The following is a 19,772-nucleotide window of genomic DNA, read 5'->3' as shown; positions in this document are numbered from 1 at the left end:
AGCTTGCTCGCGAAATCTGTGTGTCATTCAACATCAATATTGCCTGACACGGCCTCTTCGCGAGCAAGCTTCGCTCCTACGGGGATATGGGCTTTATCGAGAACCTGCGGCGAACATAAATCAAATGTGGGAGCGGGCTTGCTCGCGAAGGCGGCAGGTCAGTCAAAGCAAATGTTGACTGACACACCACTTTCGCGAGCAAGCCCGCTCCCACAGGGGGATTTAGGTGTTTGGGCTGTCGGGGTTTGCAGGTTTTACGTCGTCTTCCGGTAGCTCATTGATACCCGGCTTGGTCTTCGGACGCTCGGTAATGTGCTGCGGGCTCAACGGTTCAGGACGCGTTGGAATCGGGTCATATCCGCCCTGCTCTTCGCTTGGGAATTTGGGACTTGTCATGGAAGGCACCTCTCAGCGAGTCATGGGTTGTTGAGACTCTGTACGTTCGAGGTGCCGGTTTATATCGCCGTTCCAATTATTCAGTCACCGGTCGTCGGTGACTCAGGACGACGCCTGGAGTTGTTTGACGATCTTGTCCTTGACCAGCAGTCGCTGTTCCTTGAGCTTTTTCAGGGTGTCGTCGCTGGGCGCATCCGTTTTGGCGGTCTCAGCCTTGACCACCTCGGCGTCCGCTTGTGAATACTTGTTGATCAGTGAATCCAGTAATGGATCCTTGGTGCGTTTTTGCTGGATGACTTCCTTGGAAACTTTCAAGTCCTGATAAAGATCGTGTGGCACCGGCATGGAACACCTCCGTTTGTTGATCGGCAGCAAACGCGATCAATTGCGTTCACCAACTATCAGAATGGCCTCGGTTACCCGGTTCTGTCGACCTCCTGTCAGACCAGCGGTGTCCGTTCGTCGTCGTTTTGCAATTGCGATCAAACCTTTCGTCGAGCGCCGGCCTCCATTGAATAACGATCACCTCGATCGCTTATAAAACACGTGTGGAGAATAACCAATGGACGGATTTACCCTGCGCCACCTCGCCCTGGCCGTAGCCTTGAGCACCAGCATGGGCAGCGCTTTCGCCGCCACTTCCAATGACTTTGTCGATAACGCGGCGGCTGGCGGCATCGCAGAGGTCGAAACCAGCAAACTGGCCCTGGAAAAAAGCGCATCGGCAGACATCAAATCCTTCGCCAACATGATGATCACCGATCACACCAAGGCAAACGAAGAGTTGGCAGCCCTGGCGAAAAAGCATGACATCGAGGTGCCGGACAGCACGACGATTGTGAATCAGGCCAAGGCAAAAATCCTTGATCTGCGCGATGAATCGTTCGATGCGGCCTATGCCAACAATCAGGTCAAGGCCCACGAAGACACCATCGCTCTGTTCAAGAAAGAAGCCGACACCGTGACCGACGACAAAAAACCCGGCGCCACCGAGCTGAAAGGCTTTGCGCAGAAAATGCTGCCGGCGCTGCAAAAGCACCTGGAAGCAGCGAAAGAACTGCAGGCGAAGCACCCAAGCAAGTAATCAGCGCAATCCTCTGTAGGAGCGAAGCTTGCTCGCGAAAGCGGTTTTTCTGGAAACATTGATGTTGAATGTACCGTCGCCTTCGCGAGCAAGCTTCGCTCCTACAGCTGTTTTAGGTACTAACCCCCATCTGTATCAATATCTGCATCCGTTTCATCGCTGGGCTTCGGCCGGTCAGGATGCGGTTTAAAACCGGGGCTGAACTCGTTGTCGTTGTCGGTGTGGACATTTTTCTGGTCGACGGCGTTGTTGGCGCTGTCCGGTTCAGGGGTGTTGCTGTCGCCATCTCCCGGTGTCTTCGGGTCGATGGCCGGGTCATTGCGATTGATCGCCTGATCCTGCTGCTGGCTCATTGAATCGTCTTTCATAAGCACCTCGTTCGTCACTACTCAAGCGCGGCTGAAACAGCCGGGCCTTGAAGATTCGAAGCCTTCCCCGGCGCAACGTTCCATCGCATGAACACGCGATCCTTGTAGGAGCGAGGCTTGCCCGCGAAAGCGCCCTTGAGATCGCCATCGCGGGCAAGCCTCGCTCCTACAAAAGGCCTCGGGATCAAGATCAAAAGATCGCAGCCTTCGGCAGCGCCTACTAGAGTTGTGGCCAAGGATGAAAAATCCTTCCGTTAGCGAACAACTATTTCGCACGGCAAATGTCACTGATGTGCGTCGATCAATTTTGGGGATTCGGCGCAACACTTTTGGGAGTCAAAACATGGCGGCACTGCAACGCAACACACTCGAAGCGATCAAAAACAACCAGACGCAACTGCTCGTCAATTGGACGAACAGCCTCGAGGCCAGTGGTGCCACGCGCAACATCAAGGAACTCGACCTCAAGCAACAGACGTCGGATTTCCTGCACCTGATCATTTCCGGGCTGGAACAGGGCAATAGCCAAAACGTCGCCGCCCCGGGCTGGGACGAGATTCGTCAGTTCCTCGAAAAACTGTCCCAAAGCCGCGCCCAGCTCGGCCAGGACTCGCAACAGACCGCCAGTTTCATCTTCGCCCTCAAAGGCCCACTGTTTACCCTGCTGCAGGCGCACTACCGCGACGACCCTGCGCAACTGGCCGAACAACTCTGGGAAATCTCCGAGCTGCTCGATTCCTTGGGCATGCACACCATCCGCACCTTCCAGAAGTCCCGCGAAGCGGTGATCAAGCGCCAGCAGGAAGAATTGCTGGAACTGTCGACCCCGGTGGTCAAGCTTTGGGATGGCGTGCTGGCGCTGCCGATGATCGGCACCCTCGACTCGCAACGCACTCAGGTGGTGATGGAATCGCTGCTGCAACGAATCGTCGACACCGGTTCGGAAATCGCCATCATCGACATCACCGGCGTGCCGACTGTCGATACCCTGGTGGCGCAACACTTGCTCAAAACTGTAACGGCGATCCGCCTGATGGGCGCCGATTGCATCATCAGCGGCGTACGTCCGCAGATCGCCCAAACCATCGTGCACCTGGGCCTGGACCTGCAAGGCGTGGTCACCAAGGCTAACCTGGCCGATGCCCTGAAACTGGCCCTGACCCGGTTGGGACTGACCGTCAACAAGGCGGTATAAGCCGATGGAGCGTATTCCGATTCTGAAAATGGGCGACTTCCTGCTGGTGACCATCCAGGTCGACATGCATGACCAACTCGCCCTTACGTTGCAAGACGACCTGTCCGAGCGCATCAGCAATACCTCCGCCCGAGGTGTGCTGATCGATATCTCGGCGCTGGACATGGTCGATTCGTTTATTGGCCGGATGATCGGGACCATCTCCGGCCTGTCGAGCATCATGGATGCCCAGACTGTATTGGTCGGCATGCAGCCGGCCGTGGCGATTACCCTGGTCGAACTGGGCCTGACGCTGCCCGGCGTCAGCACGGCGTTGAACGTCGAGCGTGGGATGAAATTGCTGCAGGACCGAGTACGCGAACAATGACCGTGCGCAGCAGCGGCAGCCAACCGATCCAAATCGAACAGGACGTGGTGCTGGCCCGCCAGACCGCGCGCAAACTGGCGCAGGAATGCGGCATGCGCCTGATCGACCTGACCAAACTGGTGACCGCCGTCAGCGAGCTGGCGCGCAACACCATGGTCTACGGCGGTGGCGGCGACATGGACTGGCAGATCCTTGATGAGAACGCCCGTACCGGCCTGCGCCTGGTTTTCCGCGATGAAGGACCAGGCATTCCCGACATCAAACTGGCGATGACCGACGGCTGGACCTCCGGCAGCGGGCTGGGCCTGGGGCTGACCGGGGCCAAGCGCCTGGTGGAAGAGTTCGAACTGGAAACCGAGCCTGGCAAAGGCACTCGCATAACGATTACCCGATGGACATGAATATTGGCGGCAGCCTGACGCTCGTCTTGCCGATCGAGGACAGCAGCCAGATCGGCCATGCCCGGCGCACCGCGCAACAACTGGCGGAGAAACACGGCTTCGACGCCACCGATGCTGGCCGCGTGGCGCTGGTGGTGACGGAATTGGCGAGCAATGTGCTCAAGCACGCTAAACACGGTGAATTGCATATCAGGAGTTTGCCGCGCCCGACAGGCGCCGGGGTTGAAATCCTTGCGGTGGATCGCGCCGGCGGCTTTGATTTGCAGGCGTGCCTGGCCGATGGCTTTTCGACCCGAGGCACACAAGGCATCGGGCTCGGCGCGGTGTCGCGCCAGACCGAAGTGTTCGATGTGTATGCCGATCACCGTGGCGCGGTGCTGCTGACACGCTTGTACCCGCGCAGCGACAAGGCACCGGATCGACGGATCGGCATCAGCCAGCATTCGTTGCATCACGACCCGGCATGCGGCGATGTCTGGCACCTGGCATTCGACGGGGTTTGCATCAGCGCCCTGATCATCGACGGCCTCGGTCATGGCGAAGAAGCCGAACGCGCCGCCCGCGCCGGTGAGAAAGTCTTCGCCCTGGCGCCGTTCGCTTCACCGACGCTGTTGCTTGAGGACATGCATCACGCCATGATCGGCACCCGAGGCGGCGCGGCGGCCTTCGCGCAATTCGATGGCGATGCCTTGAAGTTCGTCGGCATCGGCAACATTGGCGCCAGCCTGATCGGCCCGGACAAAACCCGGGGCCTGGCCTCCCACCCCGGCATCGTCGGTGGCCAATACCGGCGCGCGCAACCCTTTGACTATGCTCAAGTGAACGGACACCTATTGATCATGTACAGCGACGGCCTGCAGTCCCGTTGGAACCTGCAAGACTACCCCGGCCTGGTGCACCGTCATCCCGCCGTGATTGCCGCCGTGCTGCACCGCGATTTCTGTCGCGGGCGGGACGATGTAACGGTATTGGTCGTTGCCCTGGAGGCCGCCCATGGCTGAGTCACCCAACCTGACGCCCGACGAACAAACGATGCTGATCGCGCAATTGCAGAGTGAAGCCACTGCGTTGCGCGACGAACTCGATGAAACCAACCAGGGCGTATTGGCGTTGTACGCCGAACTCGACGAACAAGCCGAGCAATTGCGCCAGGCCTCCGACCTGAAAAGCCGTTTCCTGTCGTACATGAGCCATGAGTTTCGCACGCCACTGGGCTCGATCCTGAGCATTACCGGCCTGTTGACCGATGAACTCGACGGCCCGTTGAGCCCCGAACAACACAAACAAGTGGCGTTTGTCAGCGGGGCTGCGCGGGAATTGAGCGACATGGTCGACGACCTGCTGGATCTGGCGAAGATCGAGGCCGGGCGTATCAGCATTTCCCCGGCCTGGTTCGACATGCTCGACCTGTTCGCCGCCCTGCGCGGCATGTTCCGGCCGATTGTCGATGGCAGCGCCGTGGACCTGATCTTCGAAGAACCGGTCGGCCTGCCACGGCTGTACACCGACGACAAGAAACTCGCGCAGATCCTGCGTAACTTCATTTCCAACTCGCTGAAGTTCACCACCCGTGGTGAAGTGCGGGTTTCGGCGCGCCTGGAGAATGCTGATCACGTGCGTTTCGCCGTCAGTGACACAGGAATAGGTATCGCCCCGGAGCTACATGGCGCATTGTTCGAGGACTTTTCACAGGTAGACTCGCCCTTGCAAAAACGCCTGCGCGGCACCGGACTCGGTTTGTCCCTGTGCAAACGCTTCGCCGAGCTGTTGGGGGGCGAAGTCGGGGTGCAGAGTACGCCGGGCACCGGTTCGACCTTTTTCGTGATCATCCCGCTGGCCATCGCCGTGGAGCCTGCCGATGAAACGTGACATCCGCTTGTTGATCGTCGATGACAACGTCGCCACCCGCTACGCCCTGCGCCGGCGCCTGGAACGCCACGGCTACGAAATCCTCGAGGCCGGCACCGGCAGCGAAGGCCTGGCGCTGATCGACAGCGAACTGATTGATGCACTGATCCTCGACGTCAACCTGCCGGACATGAGCGGCTTCGACATCGTGCGCAAACTGCGCACCGAGGCGGCCACCGCCCTGCTGCCGGTGATTCACGTATCGGCGGCCTCGATCCAGACCGGCGACATTATCACCGGCCTCGACGCGGGTGCCGATGCCTATCTGATCCACCCCGTGGACCCCGACGTGCTGCTCGCCACCCTGCGCACGTTGCTGCGGGTGCGCGACACCGAGAATGCCTTGCGCGAAAGCGAGGCGCGCTTCCGCGAGATTTTCACCAATGTTTCGGCGCCCATCGCGGTGATGGACGCGACGTTGAAAGTCCACGAATGCAATCACGCCTTCGCCCAGTTGATCCAGGAAAACCTCGACCCGGACAGCCTGCGCGAATGCTTTGCCGACGATCAAGGCGCGGTGATTGACGAATTGCGCCTGCGCCTGGCCTACGGCGAGCGCTGGAAAGGCACGCTGAACATGCGGGTCGAAGGTCAGGTGCGGGAAACCGAGTGGCAGATTTCGCCCTACCGCACCCCGGAATTGAGCCTGGTGTTCGTCGAAGATGTCACCGAGCACCGCCATCGCGAACGCTCGCACCTGGCGCGGCTCGACGACGCCACCACGCAACTGGCCAAGGAAGTCGCCGAACGGGTGCGCACCGAAGCACAGTTGCTGCAAGTGCAGAAAATGGACGCTCTGGGCAAGCTGACTGGCGGCATCGCGCATGACTTCAACAACTTGCTGACGGGCATCATCACCAGCCTTGAACTGATTCAGAAACGGGTGGCGGATGGGCGCACCGACAAGGTCCAGTTCTACGCCGAAGCGGCGCTGAACTCGGCCATGAGCGCCGCGTCCCTGACTCATCGCCTGCTGGCCTTCGCCCGTCAGCAGCCGCTGGATACCCGGCCGGTGGACATCAACGAGAACATCCGTTCCCTGGAAGAATTGTTGGTGCGCACCATCGGCGAGCGCATCGCGCTGAAACTGGAATTGACCACCAAGCCCTCCATTGCCCTGGTCGATCCGATCCAGCTGGAAAGTGCCGTGCTCAATCTGGTGATCAACGCGCGGGATGCGCTGCCTCAGGGCGGCAATATCTGGGTCAGCACCTACGCCGCCTATTCCCACGGCGACCCGAATCTGGCGGACGGCGCGTATATCGCACTGGCGGTACGCGATGACGGCACCGGCATCGAACACAGCGTGATCGACAAAGTGTTCGACCCATTCTTCACCACCAAGCCGCTCGGCCAGGGCACCGGGTTGGGGTTGTCGACGATTTACGGTTTCGCCCGCCAGTCCGGCGGCGATGCGCACATCCGCAGCGTGGCCCGACGCGGCACCGAAGTGACCATCATGCTGCCCGCGAGTACCGATCCCCTCGCAGCCGCAGAGGAAACGGTGGTCTCCGATTCACAAGGCTCGGGCGAGCATGTGCTGATCGTCGAAGACATGCCCTCGGTGCGCATGTTTGTCGCCGAAGTGCTGGTGGACGCGGGTTATCGCTGCACCCAGGTGGAAGACATCGAAACTGCCCTGGAACGGTTGCAGAACGATCCAACGATTGACCTGATGCTGACTGACGTCGGCCTGCCGCGCATGAGCGGGCGGGAACTGGCGGACGTCGCCCGGGGCTGGCGCGAACGGTTGCCGATCCTGTTCATGACCGGCTACGCGGAAAACGCCCTCAACCGCCAGGAGTTCCTTGGCGTAGGCATGGACATGCTGGTCAAGCCGTTCCAGATCAGCGAATTGCTGGACAAAGTCAGGCGCAGCCTCGACGGCGCCTGACAGACCAAATCGCGAGCAAGCTCGCTCCCACAAGGGTTCTCTGTTGAGCACTGTATTTGTGTACGACCAAGATTCACTGTGGGAGCGAGCTTGCTCGCGATGGCGGCCCATCTAGCGACACTGATGTTGACTGACACGCCCCCTTCGCGAGCAGGCTCGCTCCCACATTAGGAATGCATATCCCTGTGGGAGCGGGCTTGCTCGCGAAGAGGCCCGCCCTGACACCACTATCTCAAGCCAGCACCTTGGCCAAAAACGGCGCCGTCCGGCTCTTCTTGTTTTTGGCCACGGTCTGCGGCGTGCCCGCCACCACAATTCTGCCGCCCTGATCCCCTGCCCCCGGCCCGATGTCGATCACCCAGTCACTCTGGGCCACCACGCGCATTTCATGCTCGACGACAATCACCGTGTGCCCCGCCGTCACCAGCGTATTCAACTGCTCAAGCAGCCGATCCACATCCCGTGGATGCAACCCGGTGGTGGGTTCGTCTAACACATACAGAGTCGCGCCACGCTGGTTGCGTTGCAGTTCGGTGGCCAGTTTGATCCGCTGCGCTTCGCCGCCGGACAGTTCTGTCGCCGGTTGACCCAGACGTAAATAACCCAGGCCAATATCCCGCAGCACTTCCAGCGAACGGCGAATCCCCGGTTGCTCGGCAAACACCGTGACCGCGTCATCCACCGTCAACTGCAACACCTGGGCGATGCTCAGACCTTGCCAGGTAATGGCCAAGGTCTGCGGGTTGTAGCGCGCACCGTGGCAGGTCGGGCAAGGCGCATAAACGCTCGGCATAAACAGCAATTCGACACTGACAAACCCCTCGCCTTCGCAGGTCGGGCAACGTCCCTTGGCAACGTTGAAGGAAAACTGCCCCGCGTCGTAACCCTCGGCCTGTGCCTCAGGCGTGGCGGCGAACAGTTTGCGCACGTTGTCGAACAGCCCGGTGTAGGTCGCCAGGTTCGAGCGCGGCGTGCGGCCGATGGGTTTCTGATCGACTTGCACCAGGCGCTTGATCGATTCAAGCCCCGCCGTGACCTGACCACCGCTGACTTGCGGCGCGTCGTCTTCAAGGCTCAACTCTTCCGGCTCACTGGCCGTCGTCGGTTTGCCCAAATGCGCGCCGACCAGTTCGAGCAACGCCTGGCTGACCAGACTCGACTTGCCGGAACCCGACACGCCGGTCACCGCCGTAAAGCAGCCCAAGGGAAATTCGGCGCTGAGGTTGTTCAGGTTATTGCGGGTGATGCCTTCCAGTCGCAGCCAATCCTTTGCCTTGCGCACAGCGCGTTTGGCGCTGACCTGCTCGGCGAACAGGTAGGCGCGGGTCTGGGAATCGCTGATGTGCTCCAGCCCTGAAGGATGGCCGCTGTAGAGAATGTGCCCGCCATGCTCGCCAGCCGCCGGCCCGACGTCGATCAGCCAATCGGCGCGGCGCATGGTTTCCAGATCGTGCTCGACCACAAATAACGTATTGCCCGCCGCTTTCAGGCGTTGCAGGGCTTCGAACAAAGCCTCGCCATCCGCCGGGTGCAGGCCTGCCGAAGGTTCGTCCAGCACATAAATCACGCCGAACAACTGCGAGCCCAATTGCGTCGCCAGGCGCAAGCGCTGCAATTCACCGGACGACAGGGTCGGCGTGCTGCGATCCAGGGCCAGGTAACCGAGGCCCAGATCGGTCAGGGTGCTGACCCGCTCCAGTAAATCCTGAGCGATGCGTTGCGCCGCCAGGCGTTTTTCCACCGACAGGTTCGGCGTGTGGCGCACGTCCGGCGCATTGGCGTGACCGCTGGCACCGTGGGCGACGCGCTGCTCCCGAGCCTCGCGGGTCTGCTCATGGGTCAGCACTTCGCCGGGTTGATCCGGTTGTTCAAGGTAACTGTGAGCCGCCACCGGTCGCAGCACTTCGGCCACTTGCAGCAACGGCATCTGCGACAGTTCACCGATATCGTAACCGGCGAACGTCACCGACAACGCTTCACGCTTGAGCCGCTTGCCATCGCACAACGGGCACGGGCTGCCGAGCATGAATTGCGAGACGCGCTTCTTCATCAAGGCGCTTTGGGACTGGCTGAAGGTGTGCAGGATGTAGCGCCGGGCGCCGGTGAAAGTGCCTTGGTAACTCGGCTCCATTTTGCGCTGGAGGGCGACTCGGGTTTCTTCCGGGGTGAGCCCGGCGTACACCGGTACGGTCGGGGTTTCTTCGGTGAAGAGAATCCAGTCGCGCTGCTTTTTCGGCAGCTTTTTCCAGGGGATGTCCACGTCGATGCCCATGGTCACCAGGATGTCCCGCAGGTTCTGCCCTTGCCAGGCCAGCGGCCATGACGCGACGGCGCGCTGGCGGATGGTCAGGCTCGGGTCCGGGACCATCTGCGCTTCGGTCACTTCATAGACGCGGCCCAAGCCGTGGCATTCAGCGCACGCCCCTTGCGGCGTGTTCGGCGAAAAGTCTTCGGCATACAGCATCGCCTGTCCCGGCGGGTAACTGCCGGCGCGGGAATAGAGCATGCGGATCAGGCTCGACAACGTGGTCACGCTGCCCACCGAAGAACGGGTGCTCGGTGTGCCTCGCTGTTGTTGCAAGGCGACGGCGGGCGGCAAACCTTCGATGGAATCGACGTCCGGCACACCGACCTGATCGATCAAGCGCCGGGCATACGGCGCCACGGATTCGAAATAGCGCCGTTGCGCTTCGGCGTAGAGCGTCGAGAACGCCAACGAAGACTTGCCCGAACCGGACACGCCGGTGAACACCACCAGAGCATCCCGGGGAATGTCCACGTCGACGTTCTTGAGGTTGTGTTCCCGGGCGCCGCGCACCCTGACCATGCCGGAGGGAGGGGTTGAGGTGCGCTTTGAAGTCATGGACCAACCTTAATCAAGATGCATTGAAGGACGCGATTCAATTGTAGGAGCGAGGCTTGCCCGCGAAAGCGGTGTATCAAGCAACATCAATGTTGAATGACAGGACGTCTTCGCGGGCAAGCCTCGCTCCTACAGGATTATGTGTTCAGCCATTGAGAACCATGCGCACCATTTGGGTCAGTGCTTCTGGCCCATACGGTTTGCTGAGCAGATGTGTATCGGGACTCAACTGATGATTGCGCGAAATAATGTCGCGGGTGTGCCCCGAGGTAAACAGCACCGCCACTGGCGGGTTCTGCACCTTGGCCCATGCCGCGAGGTCCGAGCTTTTGATCAGGCCGGGCATGACCACGTCAGTGAAGATCATGTCCACGGCCACGCCTTCCAGCAACATCTGCATGGCCAAGTCGCCGTTGGCGGCGGTCAGCACCTGATAACCCTCTTCGCGCAGCAACTCCACCGCCGAGGCGCGCACCGCTTCGTTATCCTCGACCACCAGAATGGTTTCATGCCCGCCCCGTTGCTGCGGCCCCGGCGGCGGCGCTTCATTGGCCAACGCTCGCAGGCTGCGCGGAAAGTACAGCCGCACTCGCGTACCCTCGCCGACCACGCTGGACATCTCGATATGCCCGCCACTCTGCTTGACGAAACCGAACACCATGCTCAAACCGAGCCCGGTGCCGTGGCCATCGGCCTTGGTGGTAAAGAACGGTTCGAACGCCTGGGCCAGCACTTCCGGCGCCATGCCGCCCCCAGCGTCGGTCACCGTCACGCGAAGGTAGTCACCGGCGACGATGTCTTTGCCTGCGCAGAATCGCCGATCCAGAACGACGTTGTCGGCGCTCAGTCCGATGGTGCCCTCGCCCTTCATCGCGTCACGGGCATTGATCGCCAGGTTGAGGATGGCGTTTTCCAGTTGATTACGATCCACATGAATGCGCCAGGCATCATCGGCCACGGCCACGTTGATCTGGAGGGTTTCCCCCAACGCCCGTTGCAGCAATTCCCCGAGGCCATCGAAGATCTGCCGGGGTTCGCAAACGTCCGGCGATAGCGGCTGGCGCCGAGCGAACGCGAGCAGTTGCGACGACAGCTTGGCCCCGCGTTCGACCGCCGCAATCGAGGCGCTGACCCGGCGCTGCACATTGAGGTTGTCCGGCTCATGCCGGGCCAGCAAATGCAGGTTACCGGCGATCACTTGCAGCAGGTTGTTGAAGTCATGGGCCACGCCGCCCGTGAGGCCGCCGATGGCTTCGAGCTTCTGCGCCTGGCGCAATTGCTCTTCCGCCGCCAGTCGCGCATTGACTTCATCGGCGACGCGCTGCTCCAGGTTGCGGGTGAATTTGATCAGGGACTCTTCGGCGATCTTGCGTTCGTGAATGTCGATCAATACGCCAGGGAAACGAAACGGTTTGCCTTGTTCGTTGAACTCACAGCAACCGCTGGCCAGCACCCACAGGTAGGTGCCGTCGGGGCGCAAGACTCGGTATTCGGCGTTGTAGGGTGCGCCAGTGCTCACCGATTGATTGACTTGTTCCTCGACCCAGTCGAAGTCGTCGGGGTGAATCCGCGATTCAGCGATCTCGGTGGGCAGGTCGGCCAGGTTCTGGCCCGCCGGATAGGAAAAGGTGCGGGCAAACCGCTCGTCCCCGGACAGCACATTGGCCTTGATGTCCCAAACGAACGAGCCGAGCAGCGCCCCGGCATTCAGCGCCAGGCGTACCCGTTCGTTGTCTGCGCGATAGGCATCCTCGGCTTCCTGGCGGCGGCGTTCGGAAATCACGTGGTCGGTGGTCTCGACTACCATCGCCATGACCCCGGAGGGGCGCCCTTCATCATCAGCGACCGGGCTGTAATAGAGATCCAGCCAGACATCTTCCGGGATACCGTCGCGCAGTAGCACCAGCTCTTTGTTGTGATAGGACAACGTGCCACCCGCCAGGCAGGTATCGAGCACATGGCGGTTGAACTCGGCAACTTCCGGCCAACCAAGCTCCACCGGCACCCCCAACAGATAGGGATGGCGACCGCCGGCGAACGCCGAGTAGGCGTCGTTGTAGATCATGTAGCCGAGCCGCCCCCAGAGCATCACCATTGGCAGCGGCGAGGCGAGCATCAGCTGCACCGTACTGCTCAGGCTGCGGGGCCAGTCGTCGATGTTGCCCAGTTCGGTTTGGCTCCAGTCGAACGCGCGAATGCGTCCGGCCATTTCGCCAGTCCAGCCGGCACAACCGTGGCTATCTGATAGAAACTGCATTGACTGACTCTGTGTCCTGTGATGACGCCCGTTTGTTTCGAGCACTGCGGATGCCAATGGTTTCATAGAGGTATAGCTGATTCATTATTCCCTTGTGGAAAGCCGATTTCCACAAGGCTCTGTGGGCGTGGCAGCGCTAACGAAAATCCCGGCTGCGCACGCTGATGCCGTCGAGCAAGAAACTCAAATCACTCAAGCGCCCGGCAATCAAGTGCCGCACCTCGCCTTCCCTTTCCCAGCGCCCATCAACCTTGAGCAATTGCGAGCCGACCAGCACCTGACGCTGCCGTTCGGCCAGATCGCGCCAGACCACCACGTTGACGTTGCCGAACTCGTCTTCGAGGGTGACAAAGGTCACGCCGCTGGCGGTGCCAGGGCGTTGGCGGCCGGTCACAAGCCCGGCGACGCTGACGGGTCGACCATGCTCGACATCGAGCAATTCCTTCGAACTGCGGCAACGCCGGGCCTTCAGCTCCGGGCGCAACAGCGCCAACGGATGCGGGCCGAGGGTGGTGCCGACGGTCGCGTAATCGGCTTGCAGGTCTTCGCCGACGGTGGGTTTGGGCAGCGACACTTCAGGCTCTTCCTGACGCGGCAACCCGGCGAACAACCCCAGCTGTTTCTGTACCCCCGCGACTTCCCAGCGCGCCCGATGGCGGTCGCCAGCCAGACCACGCAAGGCCCCGGCATCGGCCAGTTGTTCCTGGGCGCGGGCGTCGAGTTGCGCCCGCTCGCCAAGGTCGGCGATGTCGACAAACGCACCCCGCACCCGAGCAGCTTCGATGCGCCGGGCATCGTCCTCGCGAAAGCCCTTGATCATCCGCAGGCCCATGCGAATCGCAGGTTGCGCCCCGGCGATCGGTTCCAGGCTGCAATCCCAGTCGCTGGCGCGCACATCCACCGGGCGAATCTGCAAATGATGCCGACGGGCGTCTTGCAGGATCTGGTCCGGGCTGTAGAAACCCATGGGCCAGCTGTTGATCAGCGCACAGGCGAAGGCTGCCGGTTCGTGGCATTTGAGCCAGCAACTGGCGTAGGTCAGCAAGGCGAAACTGGCGGCGTGGGATTCAGGGAAACCGTAGCTGCCGAAGCCTTTGATCTGTTCGAAGATTTGCGCGGAGAATTCTGCTGTGTAGCCCTTTTTTTTCATTCCGGCAGCGAGGCGATCCTTATGCGGCTCAAGTCCGCCATGGCGTTTCCAGGCCGCCATGGAACGGCGCAATTGATCGGCTTCGCCAGGGCTGTAACTGGCGGCGACAATGGCGATCTGCATTACTTGTTCCTGGAACAGCGGCACCCCGAGTGTGCGCTTCAACACCTCCCTCAGCTCTTCGGAGGGATAGCTTTCGAGTTCTTCCTTGTTTCGTCGCCGCAGATAGGGATGCACCATGCCGCCCTGAATAGGGCCGGGGCGCACGATGGCCACCTCAATCACCAGGTCATAAAACTTGCGGGGCTTGAGCCGGGGCAACATCGACATCTGCGCCCGGGATTCGATCTGGAACACGCCGATGGTGTCAGCCTGGCAAATCATGTCGTAGGTTTGCGAGTCTTCGGAAGGCACCGTCGCCAGGCTCAAGTCCAGATTGCGGTGACGGCGAAGCAAATCGAAACAACGGCGAATCGCGCTGAGCATGCCCAAAGCCAGGATATCCACTTTGAGCAGCCCTACCGCATCTAGATCGTCCTTGTCCCATTGAATGATGGTGCGATCAGCCATTGCCGCGTTTTCCACCGGCACCAGGGTGTCCAGCGATTGCTCGGAAATAACGAAGCCGCCGGGGTGCTGAGACAGATGCCGGGGGAAACCGATCAGTTGCTGCGTCAAACTCAACACCCGTTTCAGCACCGGGCTCTCAGGATCGAAACCACTTTCAATCAGGCGCTCGACCGGCGGCGTGTTGTCACTCCAGTGACCACAGCAATCGGCCAGGGCGTTGACCTGATCCGGCGGCAGGCCCAAGGCCTTGGCCACGTCGCGCACCGCACCGGCAGCGTGATAAGTGCTGACCACCGCTGTCAGCGCCGCACGGGTACGGCCATAACGCTGAAACACATACTGCAAGACTTCTTCACGGCGTTCGTGTTCGAAATCCACGTCGATGTCGGGAGGTTCGTTGCGCTCCTTGGACAGAAAGCGCTCAAACAGCATGTTCATTCGCGCCGGGTCGATCTCGGTGATACCCAACGCGAAACACACCGCCGAGTTGGCCGCCGAGCCTCGCCCCTGACAAAGAATTTTCTGGCGTCGGGCGAAAGCGACGATGTCCTGAACGGTAAGGAAATAGCTTTCATAACCCAGCTCGGCAATCAGCGCCAACTCCTTATCGATCAGCCCGCGCACCTTCTCGCTGGCACCTTCAGGCCAACGCTCGCGGACGCCACGTTCGGTCAACTCACTCAGCCAGGATGCGGCGCTATGCCCTTGCGGCACCAACTCCCGAGGATATTGATAGCGCAACTGCCCCAGATCGAAGGTGCAGCGCCGGGCGATAACCAGCGTTTCATCGAGCAAGGCTCGCGGATAGATTTCCCCCACGACATCCAGGCAACGCAAATGCCGCTCGCCATTGGGATGCAAACGCAGCCCCGCCGCCGCTACCGGCAAATGATGGCGGATCGCGGTCATGGTGTCCTGCAAGGCACGCCGGCCACGGGCGTGCATGTGCACGTCGCCGCTGGCCACTGCCGGGATTTGCAGCTCCCTGGCCAGCGTCAGCAGGTCATTCAGCCGTCGACTATCGTCCTGCCCGCGATGCAACTGGACCGCCAGCCACAGGCGCTCGGCAAAGGCCTGTTTCAGCCAGTGACCGCTTTGAAAATCATCCACCGCATCCGGCACCCACAACGCCAACAAGCCCGGCAACGGTTCGCTGAAATCCTCCCGCAATACTTGATACTGACCTTTCTGCGTGCGCCGCCGAGCGCGGGTGATCAGCCGACATAACGCCTGATAGCCCTCAAGGTTTTCCACCAGCAGCACCAGTTTCGGCCCGTCCTCGATACGGATTTCGCTGCCGATGATCAGCGGCAGCTCGACAGACTTGGCCGCCTGCCAGGCCCGGACAATCCCGGCCAACGTGCATTCATCGGTGATCGCCAGAGCCTGATAACCCTGGTGTTTCGCCCGTTGAAACAACTCCAGTGCGCTGGAAGCCCCGCGCTGGAAACTGAAGTTCGACAGGCAATGCAGCTCGGCATATTCGACGCTCATGCGAACCAGCCTTGCAGCCACAACGGACCGTCTTCACCCACTGCCCGATAGGCCCAGCCCTGTTGGCCGGCGCGGGTCTGGATCAGGTAATAATCCCGGCGCACATCAGCGCCGTCCCACCAGCCGGACTCGATGCGTTCCGGCCCCATGAGAATCCGCGCTGAACCTTCGTGCACCGCCAGCGGTTCGGTCAGCAACCAGCCCGGCCGTTGCACCCCCGGCAATCCGCCACAGAACTGGCTGTCGACACTGGTTTGCCAGGCGCATTCGGGGCGGTGATCAGCCTGGAAACGCAAGCCCTGCACCGCCTCGTCGCCCAGCCGGGCGCGCAGGCGTTCGCGCAATTGCTCCCAGGGCAAGGACTGCTGCGGGCGGTCGTCGAACAGTTCCTGGCGCTGGGGCACGAAGCTCGGCAGGTCTTCGGCGCGCAGGCGAAAGCCGCGCACCGGGGCCTCGACCTGCACTTGCTCCAGCCGCCCCCGGGCCAGTTCGAAGAGCATCGCCGGATCGCGCTCGGCGCTGAGCAGCCCGACCTTGATCACGCTGTCCGGCAACCCGGCGTGCTCCAGGTGCAGGTCGAAACGCTGCACGCCGCTGTCCCGGCCGCAAAGGAATGCCGACAGATCACCGGTCAACCGGCGCAATGGAAACAGCAACGCCTGATGGGATTGCACGTCGAAGTTGAGCTCGATGCGCACATCGAAGCGGTCCGGCGGCAGGTAGAACGCCAGCGCCAAGTGGCGCAAACCGAGCAAGGCGTCCAGATGCTTGAGCACCTGGGCCTCGAAACGCCGGGCCAGGGTATGCCGGGGCAACGCCTGCACCTGGCTCAAGGTGCGCAGGCCCATGCGCGTCAACGCCGTGGACACCGAAGGTTCGAGGGCGATCCGGTCGATGGGCAACTGCCCCAGGTGATAGTGCAAAGCCTGATCGTCCGGCACCACCAGACCGTCATAAACATTGGCCAGCACCCGCGCCGCCACCGGGTTGGGTGCGGCGACGATCCGGTGACGAAAGCCCAGCGCGGTGAGTTCGCTGCGCAACCGCGCTTCGAATTGCGGCCAGGAGCCAAACAGGCCCAGGCTCGATTCGATCTCAAACACCACCGCGCGCGGGTAATGCACGCTGACCTGGGAGCTGAAGCCATAGGCCCAGGCCGCGAGAAACTGCTGCCAGTGCTCGATTTCGGCGGCGTCGTATTCAGCCGTGACAAAACCTTTGCTCAAGGCCTGGGCCGCCGTCATCGACTGGCCAGGGCGCAAGCCGAGGGCCCGGGCCGCGCCGTTGACCGCTTGCAGCACCCGGCGTTGGGCCGGGCCGGTCAGCAGCGCCAACGGCTCATCGGGATCGGGACGCTGACGCAGTACCGCGTCCAGCGCCAATTGCGGGAACAGAATGCACACCCAGCGCATGGCAACCTCAATGTCCCATGGCGAAGGCAATCGGCGCCGTACGCGCCAACCCGCCGCGACACTTCAAGACTCGCAATTGCGCAGGCTTGGCGTCGATGGCAATGCGCAGGGCCGCCGGCGAAGGGTTGACCGCCTCGGCCAGCGAGCGATAGGCAAACGCCAGGGTCGAACCGGTTTCCGCCGCCACCTGCAAACGCCGCAGCGCCCGGTCATCGGCCTTGTGCGGCCAACACAGCACCGCGCCGCAACTGCCCGAACGCAGGCACTGTTCCGCCGCCCACAAGGCATCGCGTTCGCTGGCCTGGATGATCGACAACTGGCGCAGATCGACCCCGGCGTTCTGCCACGCCTGGGGATACGGCACGTAGGGCGGCGCGATCAGCACAATGCGTTCGCCCGCCGCCGACAACCGTGCCAGCGCCGGCCACACCAGTTGCAACTCGCCGACGCCCTGCCCGGCCAGGAGGATTTCGGTCAGCGCCGCTTCCGGCCAGCCACCGCTGGGCAACGCCGCATCCAGCGCCGCATGCCCGGTGGGTTGCGGGCTGACGGCCGGAGGCGCAGGCCGGCCCTTCCAGACCTGGCCGCCATTGAACAGCGTATCCAACGCAACGACGGCGCCCATCACCCTTGCCTCACCAGACCGCAGAACACCCCTTCGATCGCCAGGTCCTGATCGGCTTCGACGATGATCGGTTTATAGGCAGGGTTGCGCGGCAACAACCGCACGCTGTCGCCGACCCGCTCGAAACGCTTGATGGTGACTTCGCCGTCAAGCCGCGCCACCACAATCTGGCCGTTGAGCGCTTCGGGGTTGCGGTGCACGCCCACCAGGTCGCCGTCGAGAATGCCGTCCTCGATCATCGAATCGCCCTGGACCCGCAGCATGTAGTCCGGCACCCGGGAGAAAATCGACGGATCGAACAGCAAACGGCTGTGCACCTCGGCATCGGCACCAATCGGCGCCCCCGCCGCGACCCGACCGAGCACCGGGATGTCCAGCAACTCAGGCCGCGCCGGTTGCCCAAGCAAGCGAATGCCCCGGGCCTGATGCGGGTTGACCTCGATAAAACCGGCTTCGGTCAACGCCAGCACATGCTTGCGCGCCACGCTGCGGGAGGCGAAACCAAACGCCTCGCTGATTTCAGCGAGGCTCGGGGACTGACCGTGCTCCGCGATTCGATCGCGGATAAACGTCAGGATGGCGGTACGGCGGGGAGTGAGAGTCGTCATGGAGTACATTTGTACTCTTTTGGCATTTTCCTGGCAAGCCCGTAGCAGCTGTCGAGCAGCGCGAGGCAGCGTTCGGCGGCGCAGCCGTCGTGAAATCAGACACGCGGTCTTTCAGCTAAACCTCGCGTGTAGGGTTTGCGACGGCTTCGCCGCCGAACGCTGCCTCGCGCTGCTCGACAGCTGCTACGGGGGAAACCAAGTCAGTAACGACCGCAGTCATCACCCAAACCGCGATCCGCCAAAAATCCTGCGATGTAATCGATAAACGCCACCACCTTGGCCGTCGCCCGCCGATGGCTCGGGTACACCGCCAGAATGTGCGCGCCAAAGCTGTCCGGGTCGATGTCGTAGTCGGCCATCAGCCGCACCAGCCGCCCGTCGGCGATGTACGGCGCGGCGCTCCACAACGGCGTGTGCAGCAAGCCGCGACCGGCCAGGGCATTCGCCAGCAACAAGTCGTAATTGTCGCTGCGCAAACGTGGTGACTGCGGTTGCGGCAGGCTCAGGCGCTGGCCGTCGCGCTCGGCCCACCAGAATTCGCGGCTGAGCAAAGGATGGCGATACAACAGCCATTCGTGTTCATCGAGGGTTTGCGGCGTCACCGGCACGCCCTTGCGCGCCAGATAGGCCGGGCTGCCGCACAGCGCCAGGCGATTGCTGCCGACTACCCGGGCGATCAACCCCGGCAAGTCGTCGTGGCCTTCGCGCAAGGCCAGGTCGTAGCCGCTTTCCAGCAGATTGACGAACTCGTCGCACAGGTCCACTTGCAGGTTGATCTGCGGGTATTGCTCCAGAAAACCACCGCACACCTGATCCAGAAACGCCTGCCCATACGCCAGCGGCGCGGTGATTTTCAGGCTGCCGCGCAGGCCATGTTGCATCTGCTCGACCTCCTCGCCCGCCTCCTCCAGCCGCTGCAACACCTGGCGCGCGGTTTCCAGATAGAGCCGCCCGACTTCCGTCAGCAAAATCCGCCGGGTGCTGCGTTCGAACAACCGCGCTCCAAGCTCGGCTTCCAGGTGATTCACCGCTTTGGTCAGCGCCGACGGGGTCTTGCCCAGTTGCTCGGCAGCACGGCTGAAACTGCCCAACTGCGCGGTGACCACGAACATTTTCAACGCACCCAACTTGTCCATGCTTTTTCCATTCAGGCAAAAACGTTTTTCGTGAGGCAGGCGTT

Annotated in this window: 17 protein-coding genes; 7 read left to right on the top strand and 10 right to left on the bottom strand. The window is 61.7% G+C overall.

The window, feature by feature from the left end:
* Window positions 1-222: 222 nt before the first annotated feature.
* Window positions 223-396, bottom strand: a complete 174-nt coding sequence (locus tag ACIOYV_RS02990; RefSeq protein WP_177331434.1) for a hypothetical protein — start codon at window positions 394-396, stop codon at window positions 223-225.
* Between the two features lie 102 nt (window positions 397-498).
* A complete protein-coding gene (locus ACIOYV_RS02985; protein WP_054055106.1) occupies window positions 499-741 on the bottom strand; it encodes a DUF465 domain-containing protein in 243 nt (80 codons plus the stop codon).
* Between the two features lie 217 nt (window positions 742-958).
* Here ACIOYV_RS02985 and ACIOYV_RS02980 point away from each other — a divergent pair, with 217 nt between their 5' ends.
* Window positions 959-1,480, top strand: coding sequence for a DUF4142 domain-containing protein (locus ACIOYV_RS02980; RefSeq protein WP_054055104.1), 522 nt, complete (start codon window positions 959-961; stop codon window positions 1,478-1,480).
* Window positions 1,481-1,599: 119 nt separating this feature from the next.
* Here ACIOYV_RS02980 and ACIOYV_RS02975 read toward each other — a convergent pair whose 3' ends face one another.
* Window positions 1,600-1,848, bottom strand: coding sequence for a hypothetical protein (locus ACIOYV_RS02975; protein ID WP_054615037.1), 249 nt, complete (start codon window positions 1,846-1,848; stop codon window positions 1,600-1,602).
* Window positions 1,849-2,191: 343 nt separating this feature from the next.
* Between ACIOYV_RS02975 and ACIOYV_RS02970 the strand changes: the two genes are divergently transcribed.
* From ACIOYV_RS02970 to ACIOYV_RS02945, 6 genes are read left to right on the top strand one after another with little or no spacing between them, the layout of a single operon-like run.
* Entirely contained in the window at window positions 2,192-3,043 is an 852-nt protein-coding gene (locus ACIOYV_RS02970) for an STAS domain-containing protein (protein WP_401320700.1), read from the top strand.
* A 4-nt stretch (window positions 3,044-3,047) separates the two neighbouring features.
* Window positions 3,048-3,410: an STAS domain-containing protein gene (locus ACIOYV_RS02965; RefSeq protein WP_054055098.1), complete on the top strand. Its 363-nt coding sequence runs from the start codon at window positions 3,048-3,050 to the stop codon at window positions 3,408-3,410.
* Entirely contained in the window at window positions 3,407-3,811 is a 405-nt protein-coding gene (locus tag ACIOYV_RS02960; RefSeq protein WP_054055096.1) for an anti-sigma regulatory factor, read from the top strand. The genes ACIOYV_RS02965 and ACIOYV_RS02960 overlap by 4 nt, the downstream gene beginning before the upstream one ends.
* Window positions 3,808-4,812, top strand: coding sequence for an ATP-binding protein (locus ACIOYV_RS02955; protein ID WP_401322567.1), 1,005 nt, complete (start codon window positions 3,808-3,810; stop codon window positions 4,810-4,812). Before ACIOYV_RS02960 ends, ACIOYV_RS02955 begins: the two co-directional genes overlap by 4 nt.
* Window positions 4,805-5,680: a sensor histidine kinase KdpD gene (locus ACIOYV_RS02950; protein WP_054055094.1), complete on the top strand. Its 876-nt coding sequence runs from the start codon at window positions 4,805-4,807 to the stop codon at window positions 5,678-5,680. Before ACIOYV_RS02955 ends, ACIOYV_RS02950 begins: the two co-directional genes overlap by 8 nt.
* Window positions 5,670-7,613 (top strand): response regulator, encoded by a 1,944-nt coding sequence (locus tag ACIOYV_RS02945; protein ID WP_401320697.1) that lies wholly within the window; start codon window positions 5,670-5,672, stop codon window positions 7,611-7,613. The genes ACIOYV_RS02950 and ACIOYV_RS02945 overlap by 11 nt, the downstream gene beginning before the upstream one ends.
* Before the next feature lie 232 nt (window positions 7,614-7,845).
* Here the strand turns inward: ACIOYV_RS02945 and ACIOYV_RS02940 are convergent, their stop codons facing one another.
* The 7 genes from ACIOYV_RS02940 to ACIOYV_RS02910 all read right to left on the bottom strand — a co-directional run bounded on the left by ACIOYV_RS02940 (window position 7,846) and on the right by ACIOYV_RS02910 (window position 19,728).
* The gene (locus ACIOYV_RS02940; protein WP_401320695.1) at window positions 7,846-10,476 is read right to left on the bottom strand and encodes an excinuclease ABC subunit A; all 2,631 of its coding nucleotides are present in this window, start codon (window positions 10,474-10,476) and stop codon (window positions 7,846-7,848) included.
* A gap of 145 nt (window positions 10,477-10,621) precedes the next feature.
* Window positions 10,622-12,733, bottom strand: a complete 2,112-nt coding sequence (locus ACIOYV_RS02935) for an ATP-binding protein (protein WP_401320692.1) — start codon at window positions 12,731-12,733, stop codon at window positions 10,622-10,624.
* A 136-nt stretch (window positions 12,734-12,869) separates the two neighbouring features.
* Window positions 12,870-15,968, bottom strand: a complete 3,099-nt coding sequence (locus tag ACIOYV_RS02930) for an error-prone DNA polymerase (RefSeq protein ID WP_401320690.1) — start codon at window positions 15,966-15,968, stop codon at window positions 12,870-12,872.
* On the bottom strand, window positions 15,944-17,359 hold the full coding sequence (locus ACIOYV_RS02925; RefSeq protein WP_401320688.1) for a Y-family DNA polymerase: 1,416 nt from the start codon (window positions 17,357-17,359) through the stop codon (window positions 15,944-15,946). Before ACIOYV_RS02925 ends, ACIOYV_RS02930 begins: the two co-directional genes overlap by 25 nt.
* 7 nt (window positions 17,360-17,366) lie before the next feature.
* Window positions 17,367-17,984 (bottom strand): translesion DNA synthesis-associated protein ImuA, encoded by a 618-nt coding sequence (gene imuA / locus ACIOYV_RS02920; RefSeq protein ID WP_054055082.1) that lies wholly within the window; start codon window positions 17,982-17,984, stop codon window positions 17,367-17,369.
* Window positions 17,984-18,601, bottom strand: coding sequence for a transcriptional repressor LexA (lexA, locus tag ACIOYV_RS02915; RefSeq protein ID WP_163909811.1), 618 nt, complete (start codon window positions 18,599-18,601; stop codon window positions 17,984-17,986). Before lexA ends, imuA begins: the two co-directional genes overlap by 1 nt.
* Window positions 18,602-18,792: 191 nt before the next feature.
* The gene (locus ACIOYV_RS02910; RefSeq protein ID WP_169369145.1) at window positions 18,793-19,728 is read right to left on the bottom strand and encodes a LysR family transcriptional regulator; all 936 of its coding nucleotides are present in this window, start codon (window positions 19,726-19,728) and stop codon (window positions 18,793-18,795) included.
* Between the last annotated feature and the right edge of the window lie 44 nt (window positions 19,729-19,772).

The sequence above is a fragment of the Pseudomonas sp. NPDC087342 genome (assembly GCF_044744265.1).
Taxonomy (GTDB): Bacteria; Pseudomonadota; Gammaproteobacteria; order Pseudomonadales; family Pseudomonadaceae; genus Aquipseudomonas; species Aquipseudomonas nunensis.
The sequence above is the reverse complement of the archived record's forward strand: the minus strand, read 5'-3'. Positions and strand labels throughout refer to the sequence as shown.

Coding starts and splice junctions, on each gene's coding strand:
- imuA (WP_054055082.1), bottom strand. CDS start 17,984: ATGGGCGCCGTCGTTGCGTTGGATACGCTGTTCAATGGCGGCCAGGTC.
- ACIOYV_RS02965 (WP_054055098.1), top strand. CDS start 3,048: ATGGAGCGTATTCCGATTCTGAAAATGGGCGACTTCCTGCTGGTGACC.
- ACIOYV_RS02925 (WP_401320688.1), bottom strand. CDS start 17,359: ATGCGCTGGGTGTGCATTCTGTTCCCGCAATTGGCGCTGGACGCGGTA.
- ACIOYV_RS02955 (WP_401322567.1), top strand. CDS start 3,808: ATGAATATTGGCGGCAGCCTGACGCTCGTCTTGCCGATCGAGGACAGC.
- ACIOYV_RS02950 (WP_054055094.1), top strand. CDS start 4,805: ATGGCTGAGTCACCCAACCTGACGCCCGACGAACAAACGATGCTGATC.
- ACIOYV_RS02935 (WP_401320692.1), bottom strand. CDS start 12,733: ATGCAGTTTCTATCAGATAGCCACGGTTGTGCCGGCTGGACTGGCGAA.
- lexA (WP_163909811.1), bottom strand. CDS start 18,601: ATGTACTCCATGACGACTCTCACTCCCCGCCGTACCGCCATCCTGACG.
- ACIOYV_RS02975 (WP_054615037.1), bottom strand. CDS start 1,848: ATGAAAGACGATTCAATGAGCCAGCAGCAGGATCAGGCGATCAATCGC.
- ACIOYV_RS02970 (WP_401320700.1), top strand. CDS start 2,192: ATGGCGGCACTGCAACGCAACACACTCGAAGCGATCAAAAACAACCAG.
- ACIOYV_RS02910 (WP_169369145.1), bottom strand. CDS start 19,728: ATGGACAAGTTGGGTGCGTTGAAAATGTTCGTGGTCACCGCGCAGTTG.
- ACIOYV_RS02960 (WP_054055096.1), top strand. CDS start 3,407: ATGACCGTGCGCAGCAGCGGCAGCCAACCGATCCAAATCGAACAGGAC.
- ACIOYV_RS02940 (WP_401320695.1), bottom strand. CDS start 10,476: ATGACTTCAAAGCGCACCTCAACCCCTCCCTCCGGCATGGTCAGGGTG.
- ACIOYV_RS02945 (WP_401320697.1), top strand. CDS start 5,670: ATGAAACGTGACATCCGCTTGTTGATCGTCGATGACAACGTCGCCACC.
- ACIOYV_RS02980 (WP_054055104.1), top strand. CDS start 959: ATGGACGGATTTACCCTGCGCCACCTCGCCCTGGCCGTAGCCTTGAGC.
- ACIOYV_RS02990 (WP_177331434.1), bottom strand. CDS start 396: ATGACAAGTCCCAAATTCCCAAGCGAAGAGCAGGGCGGATATGACCCG.
- ACIOYV_RS02985 (WP_054055106.1), bottom strand. CDS start 741: ATGCCGGTGCCACACGATCTTTATCAGGACTTGAAAGTTTCCAAGGAA.